Source organism: Candidatus Erwinia dacicola, assembly GCF_001756855.1.
GTDB classification, from domain to species: Bacteria; Pseudomonadota; Gammaproteobacteria; order Enterobacterales; family Enterobacteriaceae; genus Erwinia; species Erwinia dacicola.
Genome location: NZ_MAYS01000007.1, coordinates 1 through 7,394 on the forward strand (window position 1 = coordinate 1; position 7,394 = coordinate 7,394).

Below are 7,394 nucleotides of genomic sequence, written 5' to 3' on the forward strand. Positions count from 1 at the left end.
GATAATTGTCTAATTAACCATTACCTTACCGGATAACCCAATGGCTCTCACCATCCTTCCAAATTTACACCACCTTGACGGACTCGACCGGGAAGCCGAACGGCTGGAGCGGTTTGCGCAGACAGCAGACGAGAGACGCATTGCTGACCGGGGTTTTGGTTCCCGTCCTGAATGCATCCGCTCGCTTGCTGTTGGGGAAGCTGATTATATCGTACGGGTTCACTGGCGGGGACTGCGCTGGTTAACCCCGGAAGGAAAGCGCTACGACATGATGGAATTTCTGCGCGGGCTGGGTTGCAGCGAGAACGGTGAAACCACAGTCATGATCGGTAACGGCGGGAACAAAAAAACATGGACTCCCTTTCCGGCGCGCCTTATTGCCGTGGCGCTGCCGCCAGAAAAAGCGCAGAGCAGCAGAGCCCGGGTACTCAGCGACAATCGTCGCAAAGGGCAGGTAGCTCAGGCAGAAACACGGGAAGCAGCAGGACATGTGCTGTTACTTACGTCACTACCAGAACACGAATATTCAGCAGAGCAGGTGGCTGACTGTTACCGTCTGCGTTGGCAAATTGAACTGGCTTTTAAACGCCTCAAAAGTCTGTTGCAAATGGATGCTCTGCGGGCAAAGGACACTGAACTTGCAAAAGCCTAGATATTTGCAAATCTGCTCGCGGTCTTCTTAATTGATGACATGATCCAGCCATCGCTGGCCTTTTCCCCCTGAAGGCACGACAGAAAAACGAAGGGATAACTCTTTGTAGAGAATAACAAAAATGGTTATCCGTGGCTTACTTGGAGCCATTACCGGGTCAGTCCCGCTGGAAGCGTATGTCGTGAAACTGAAGTGTGTGGGCCATCGCCTCAACGAGCCGCCCAGACGACGTATTCTTCAGATGGTCCGGACATTAAGTTAACGCCTATGGTGCCGGCTCCCCGCCCTGTCTGGCGAGGGATTACGGCGTTTTTCGCTAACCCCTTATATCCCGTTATCATCCATCAAAAGATGGAGCCAAGGGACAGAAATATGGGATCCAGCTTTTCGAAACTGTATCACAAGTTTCTCAAATCCAAGGGGAAACAGTGTTTGAGCTTCCCAACCCAGTAAGTTTTTTGCAAGTACAGGATTCCCCATGAATCGTGATACATCAAAATTTCTGGGAGGGGCTTCAGAAATAGTTACCTCGCTATAACCTTTCGCATGAGAAACGGCTAACCTCGCAAGGTTGTTTAATGTGGTTCCGTTACCTGAAACAAAATGTACAGGGGGGAGTCTTTCTCCTTTGCTCGTAGCTTCGACTAAACGAAACAGACCTTCCGATACATCATTGACGTGGGTGAAATCAAACATATTGTCACCACCTTCGACACTGATAACGCCTCCCTGAGCACTTCTTCGGGCAAAAGCCACCACAACCCTGTCACTATGGTCGTCAACGCTACCATAAACATTTGAAAAACGGCATATATTTGTGTTAAATCCTGCAGATGCAGCTTCTGCAATCAACTTTTCTCCTTCGACTTTGGTTTTTGCATAAACGTTGACGGGGCAGAACTTTGTGTTTTCATCGACTGGCAACATCTTTGCGTTTCCGTATACTTCTCTACTACTGGCAAAGATTATCCATGGTTTTTTTTTCTTGCCGGGAAGATGCGGCTAAAATATTTTTTAGCCCTCCTACATTAACAGAATATGCGATTTCAGGCTGTTTCTGAGCCCATACAACTCTGGATACTGCCGATAAGTGAACTATTCCGTCAACCCTACGGACTGCCTTTTTGACAGCCTCAGGATTTCTTATATCTTGCTGGATATCATTTCGAATATCAAATTCACTAACTTTATATCCGGAATTATGTAAAAAATGTATTAAAGCTGTGCCTATTAATCCTTTTGAACCTGTTACAAGTATCATATATAGCCCTCAATCAACAATGTAAACGGCTTCGTTGAATAAATCAGAGTCAGCCGACAAGATAGTACTCTGAGATTATTTTCTGCTGTTACATTCGGATATTAGCTTACTGTTATAGTTAATAGTTGCACCCTTAAAGTAACATATCCCAGAGATAAGTTCATTGAAGAAATTCAAACTTTTTTAACAATGATGGTGAATAATTTCACCCTATCAATTTCAGATAATTTTTTAAAATTTGAATTATATATATTCAATAATTTTGACTCTCGCTCCCAGTATCCTATTTTGTGATATCGACATTTGTCAACCACATCCCGAACATCGGGCACAATCCAAAAATAGTTTTTTAATACAGTTCGCATAATCCATTGATAAAACTGATTGACAACCAGGCAGCAATTTTGTTTGTTTTCTTCAAAATTACTAATGCTGTTCATTAGAAAAACATTGTCATCCCAAGTGCTATCATATATTTTTTGTTATTATGAAAATCCTCGTACATTGATTTCGCATCATCTTCTCTACCATTCAAAAGACCATGGACAATTAATATCTCCCGGCGCGGATTAGTCGTTAGAACAATATCCTCGGCATAATGCTTTATCCCATTTCCCAGGCGATAGTAGATATCAAAGCCAAGCATTTGATCATCTTCTGCCCCTCTAAGCGCTATGGGGTCTATTCCGCCAGAAAGACATGCTATTTTAGGATGTATACCATAGTTTCTGCCGATAGGCATCATACCTTCAAAACCAGGATATCGATGTTCATTTATTCCCTGGCCAATATGGACTCGTTCACGTACATCTACGTACAATTTTAGTAACGGGATATCATATACATTTGATGGATATTTAACTCTTCCCTGCACAAAGTATTCACGTCCAACACCAATTCTACTTGAAAAAGAAAGTAAATAATCATCTTCTATTTCTAAAGTATCTCCTTCGTTAGATATTAAAACACATGAGTCAGGTCTTTCAGTCTTAGAACAAGCCAGTAGTGAATAGTCCATAGCATATTTTCTCGCTCTGGCTAGCCCGCCCTCCCCTGGCGAGTAACGTTTTGTAATCACATGAATAAAATTATATCTTTCTTTTAATTTCAGTAAAAGCTTTGCAGACTCTAGGAAAACATTTTCATCAAAATTATTTTTCTCTTCATTATCACCTGTAGTATAGTTAATAAGGAAAGTTACCTGAAAATTCACATCTCCCTTTTGTTTTCCATATAGTCTTACTATGTGTTCAAGATTAGGGAGTTTATTATAACAAACAATAAAAACAAAGACATTTATGACTGGATTCACTCTATTAATGTTGATGAATTCTTCCAGTTCACGAGTATAACATTCAGGATGTGTAGAAAAATATTCATTAATAACACTCTTTGTGCTGAGTGATGGAGTGGTGGAAAAATTACCTCTGTAGCAAAGTGGAGGAGACACAGAAGCAAGGTTGATCAATGATGCCAGACAATTACCGGAATAAAAAGACATTTACACCGCCTTTGCGCATTTATTATCCTGACGGTTAAACTGCGGATTTATGCATGTAATTTCATTTTTGAAATTGTATTTTTTGATAATTCGTCGAGTCTCTTTTTGCTAAAAAGAGATTCATAAGTAATGCAGTATGGATTCAGATTTGATTTATGGAAGCCTAACTCGCTGGCTATGTGAAATGCCTCAAGCCAATTAGAAACCAACCGATAAATAGCATCAGGGTCACCCGAGTAAAAAAATTTAGCCGGCAGCATTTTAATAAGGCTGCTTATAGATGCCTCCCTATTCTCTCGCCTGATATAAATCCAGTTAACAGAGTGCTCCTGTGTTGCAAGACTCCATGGTTCAATGAGGAAACTCATTCGTGGGTCTTTCACTCCCCACCCTCTCTCACCTGCATTACGTTCTCTGGAACTAACATATTTTTTTATAAGATGAATATGCTGAGAAGTTGTCTGATTCAGGTTAATATACTTAGGATTATCCCAGTTTCTTCTGTATCCCAGACCATTTTCTCCCATAAGAAAATTATTCAATAAGCGAACAAGATTGTCTTCCTGATTTCCGCTAGGTGAATCAATATCAGGCGCATCAGCGGAAAGATACATTGGAATACCTTGCTCTTTAAATATCAATGTAAGAGCTGAAGTTCCTGATCTCGGTGCACCAATAATTATATATGCAGGTAAATTTTCCCTTGATGTCATATAGTACTCCTTTTGTTGGTAATTTAAGATAACAAATCATCAAACTTCAATTTGTATGTGCATTGGTCGTGCTCGCTCCATCAGATAATTACTTAAGTAATCGTCTGAGGAGTCATAATCTTGCCATCTTTATTTATAATAAAGTAGCGCAGTATGTATTCTATAAACTTCAAGTATCACGAATATACCGATAAAAAGTAACCCATTTGCATAGAAACTATGAATTTCCTAGTCTCATAGAGAAAATAATTGTAGTGAAAATGGGTATTAATAAACCGAATTAAGAGAAAGAAAAAAACTGTCTAACTAGATTAGTTGCGTATGTCCCCGGTGGCAAGAAAAATCTCAACTCGACAACCATGCCGCTTTTTGTTTCCTTATCACTTACCACATCTTTTATCATTACGTCAATATTGTGTAAGATGGGCCTCTTGATTAAGGTATAGTTGAAGGGGTCTCCGTTTTTTCCATACCTCCGATATGCACGAGTATGTTCTGTAACAGGTAGTTGTTTGAGTGCATTTTGCGAAACAAAAAATCCCAGAGGAATACCATCAATGATCTCTTCACAAAACTTATCTATCGGGAAAAGACAATTTAATAGTTGATTAACCTCTACATTCCACCTGAATGAACTTGCCGATGACATGAAAAATGCCACCCTTCTGGGGTCCAGAGTTTAGAAAAATTCGACTGAACCACCTTCAAATTTTACGGCTCGTTTTGAATCAGGACTTCCGGCTTCCTTCAACAAGGCAAATGCTTCCTCTTTTTGCTCTTTGAGTAAGGCTTCACCAATTAAGTGCGTATTTTTTCCCACCAGGAACACCAAATCGTTGTTTATCATAGTAGTTTATAAAAGATACTCGCCTAACACGATCCCCCATTTTTAATCCTGAAGCTATAAAATCTGGAACATTCCTGACCCTAATACTAAAGCTATTTCCTGAAAGTTCTCCGATTTCTAGTGGTTGCTCGAACCAACCATATCGAAGAAGAGATAACCATCTGTTTTCGCCTATACAAAAACTACGTGTTTCTTCATGTTCATGGTTGCCGTCTCTGTATGGAATGGCAATAAATTGATCCGTTACACCATCTTCATCTTTTAATCCACAATAAGATATCGTTTCTGATTTAATATAAAAATAATTTGCTAAAAATTTAATTGCTTCGAAGGTAGAAAGACCACATTTCCGGAGTCGGTAATAAAGAAAACAACCGTATTTTTTCACTGATTCTTCCCCCAGATGGAGGGCCTCTGTGACGCAGAAGTCTCCGGGGTATTTTTTATTATAATATTATTTATAAACTCCGAACTTCGATCCTTTAGTTTTTCCGATATATATTTTTCTTTCATCTAAATGAACCCCGTATGATTATGACAAAAAATTTAACTTCGAACAATGAATATATCACAAGTTACTTTTTTTTACTTACATCCATAACACGGTTATATCATAGTTCTTGAACGATCCTGACAGTTTTTACTCTGGATTGTGTTACAGCTTTGTTGAGTAATAGAAAACCATGGTGTTTTGACATGCCTGTTCCTGTCAAAGATGCTTTTCACTCTTGAGTGCTCCTTCCAATCCTGACCTTAACCTACTGACTTTGCGTTGGGAGAATCCGCCGTCTTTTTCGGTTCGAAGCATAATCTCTATTTATTCAACAACGGCTTATGTTACTGTACACGAAATGCAATAGCATATTACAGTTATCCACTTTCAGGAAGGTAGTTCATTAGACAGGCCCCCTGAATATCCAGACAGGTAGACACTCTTAAAATAAGAGGTAGTCTTAAAACTATGTTTAGCACTGGTCACAACGATAAAATGATTGAAATCCTGTCCGGACCTGAGCGTAAACGCCGTCGCACGCCACAGGAAAAAATCGCTATTGTTCAGCAGACCCTAAAGCCCGGTATGACGGTTTCCCATGTTGCACGACTGCATGGCGTCAACGCCAATCACGTGTTTACATGGCGGCGTCAGTACCAGAATGGTAGCCTGACCGCTGTCAGTGCCGGTGAAGATGTTGTACCGGCCTCTGAACTCATTGCCGCCATGAAGCAGATAAAAGAGCTTCAGCGACTGCTGGGTAAAAAGACCATGGAGGTTGAACTCCTCAAAGAAGCCGTGGAGGATCAGTTGGGAGCACTGGGGCTGGTCACTAACGCCGTAGTGTTATGGCACACTATTTATATGCAGGCAGTCCTGGCTCATCTCCGGGCGCAGGGTGAAACACTTAATGATGAAGATATCGCACGCCTCTCCCCGCTTTGCCACGGACATATCAATATGCTCGGCCATTATTCCTTCACACTGGCAGAACTGGTGACCAAAGGACATCTTAGACCATTAAAAGAGGCGTCAGAGGCAGAAAACGTTGCTTAACGTGAGTTTTCGTTCCACTGAGCGTCAGGCCCCTTAGAGGCCATGCCGCGCGGGGTTTTCCCGTTGAACTCAGGCTGATGATTGCGGTGTGTCTTCGACTGGCCCTTGCGCAGCGAGTTGGACTCGCCGCGGCGGCAAGGCCGGTAAGCACCGGCAGAAGCAACGGACGCTCCAGTAGGAGAAATTGTAAGGATGCGTTCAGGCACGGCTCCCTGCGCTTATGTTGCAGGGAAGGAGCGGGTGGCACAGAAGGTATTGCAGTTTTCTGAGGATGCACATATACTCCCTGTATAGAGTAACAGCTTCTATACAGCTTTGAATGGCCCCGGTTAATCTTCTCAGTCGCCAAACTTAAGGAAGGTTATCGGGGTTTTTGCTTTTCAGGTTCGAATAATTTACCTGTCGAAACCTGTTCCCTGCCACCTTGCGGTGTGACCAGCCAATATCATTTAACTTTCAGTAATCTACCACTCGCTCCCTAAAGAATGCAAATATTTACGTTTCTTCAGTTCTTCGCTTGAACTCGTGTTCGATAATCATCTCAAGCATCTGCGCTTGGGTTACCCCTGATGAATCCCCAGAAAACAAGACAGGCATAGCGTAATGTGATCTAATTGATTGCGCTAACAATTGCAAGGAAATCACCGCTATGCCTGCCCGTGTATTATGCCAAAAATTCTTTAAAAGTGTACTGGAGCCTCTGCATCTTTACCGCCAGAAATCACTGATTGATGCAACCAGTGCTGTCATAAATGGTGCCTCTCTCACTCTTACCAGTATCGGACGTCATTTGACAGGAACAGCATCCGTTAAAAATAAAATAAAGCGGGCGGATCAACTGCTGGGAAATCCTCACATGCAAAATGCGGTT

7 protein-coding genes and 3 pseudogenes are annotated in these 7,394 nt (G+C 41.6%); 3 read left to right on the top strand and 7 right to left on the bottom strand.

The genetic code is table 11. The features are described from left to right. Window positions 1-88: 88 nt before the first annotated feature. A pseudogene (locus BBW68_RS00135) lies at window positions 89-724 on the top strand (transposase); the annotation flags it as partial. 252 nt (window positions 725-976) lie between these two features. Here BBW68_RS00135 and BBW68_RS00140 read toward each other — a convergent pair. The 6 genes and pseudogenes from BBW68_RS00140 to truD all read right to left on the bottom strand — a co-directional run. Continuing rightward, window positions 977-1,579 carry an NAD-dependent epimerase/dehydratase family protein gene (locus tag BBW68_RS00140; protein WP_070133504.1) on the bottom strand — a complete coding sequence of 201 codons (603 nt, stop codon included), beginning with the start codon at window positions 1,577-1,579 and terminating at the stop codon, window positions 977-979. Window positions 1,580-1,604: 25 nt separating this feature from the next. Then, window positions 1,605-1,913 (bottom strand): NAD-dependent epimerase/dehydratase family protein, encoded by a 309-nt coding sequence (locus BBW68_RS20055; RefSeq protein WP_083264682.1) that lies wholly within the window; start codon window positions 1,911-1,913, stop codon window positions 1,605-1,607. Window positions 1,914-2,352: 439 nt separating this feature from the next. Then, complete coding sequence (locus BBW68_RS00145; protein WP_148127473.1) at window positions 2,353-3,414, bottom strand: hypothetical protein; 1,062 nt, start codon at window positions 3,412-3,414, stop codon at window positions 2,353-2,355. 47 nt (window positions 3,415-3,461) lie between these two features. Then, the gene (locus BBW68_RS00150) at window positions 3,462-4,127 is read right to left on the bottom strand and encodes a hypothetical protein (protein ID WP_070133506.1); all 666 of its coding nucleotides are present in this window, start codon (window positions 4,125-4,127) and stop codon (window positions 3,462-3,464) included. Window positions 4,128-4,806: 679 nt separating this feature from the next. Next, window positions 4,807-4,947 carry a hypothetical protein gene (locus BBW68_RS18575; RefSeq protein ID WP_167565257.1) on the bottom strand — a complete coding sequence of 47 codons (141 nt, stop codon included), beginning with the start codon at window positions 4,945-4,947 and terminating at the stop codon, window positions 4,807-4,809. Next, window positions 4,919-5,407, bottom strand: a pseudogene (truD, locus tag BBW68_RS15160) (tRNA pseudouridine(13) synthase TruD); the annotation flags it as partial. The pseudogene truD and the gene BBW68_RS18575, both read right to left, overlap by 29 nt. A 555-nt stretch (window positions 5,408-5,962) precedes the next feature. Between truD and BBW68_RS20060 the strand changes: the two are divergent. Continuing rightward, on the top strand, window positions 5,963-6,523 hold the full coding sequence (locus BBW68_RS20060; protein WP_083264695.1) for a Tn3 family transposase: 561 nt from the start codon (window positions 5,963-5,965) through the stop codon (window positions 6,521-6,523). 198 nt (window positions 6,524-6,721) lie between these two features. Here BBW68_RS20060 and tap read toward each other — a convergent pair whose 3' ends face one another. Continuing rightward, the gene (gene tap, locus BBW68_RS15170) at window positions 6,722-6,802 is read right to left on the bottom strand and encodes a RepA leader peptide Tap (protein WP_083264693.1); all 81 of its coding nucleotides are present in this window, start codon (window positions 6,800-6,802) and stop codon (window positions 6,722-6,724) included. A gap of 370 nt (window positions 6,803-7,172) precedes the next feature. On the opposite strand from tap, the pseudogene BBW68_RS15175 reads away from it, so the two are divergent. Then, window positions 7,173-7,394, top strand: a pseudogene (locus BBW68_RS15175) (IS4-like element ISEc60 family transposase); the annotation flags it as partial.

Excerpts from the sequence above, each read along its gene's own strand:
- BBW68_RS00150 (WP_070133506.1), bottom strand. The coding sequence starts at position 4,127 with ATGACATCAAGGGAAAATTTACCTGCATATATAATTATTGGTGCACCG.
- BBW68_RS00140 (WP_070133504.1), bottom strand. The coding sequence starts at position 1,579 with ATGTTGCCAGTCGATGAAAACACAAAGTTCTGCCCCGTCAACGTTTAT.
- BBW68_RS00145 (WP_148127473.1), bottom strand. The coding sequence starts at position 3,414 with ATGTCTTTTTATTCCGGTAATTGTCTGGCATCATTGATCAACCTTGCT.
- tap (WP_083264693.1), bottom strand. The coding sequence starts at position 6,802 with ATGTGCATCCTCAGAAAACTGCAATACCTTCTGTGCCACCCGCTCCTT.
- BBW68_RS20060 (WP_083264695.1), top strand. The coding sequence starts at position 5,963 with ATGATTGAAATCCTGTCCGGACCTGAGCGTAAACGCCGTCGCACGCCA.
- BBW68_RS20055 (WP_083264682.1), bottom strand. The coding sequence starts at position 1,913 with ATGATACTTGTAACAGGTTCAAAAGGATTAATAGGCACAGCTTTAATA.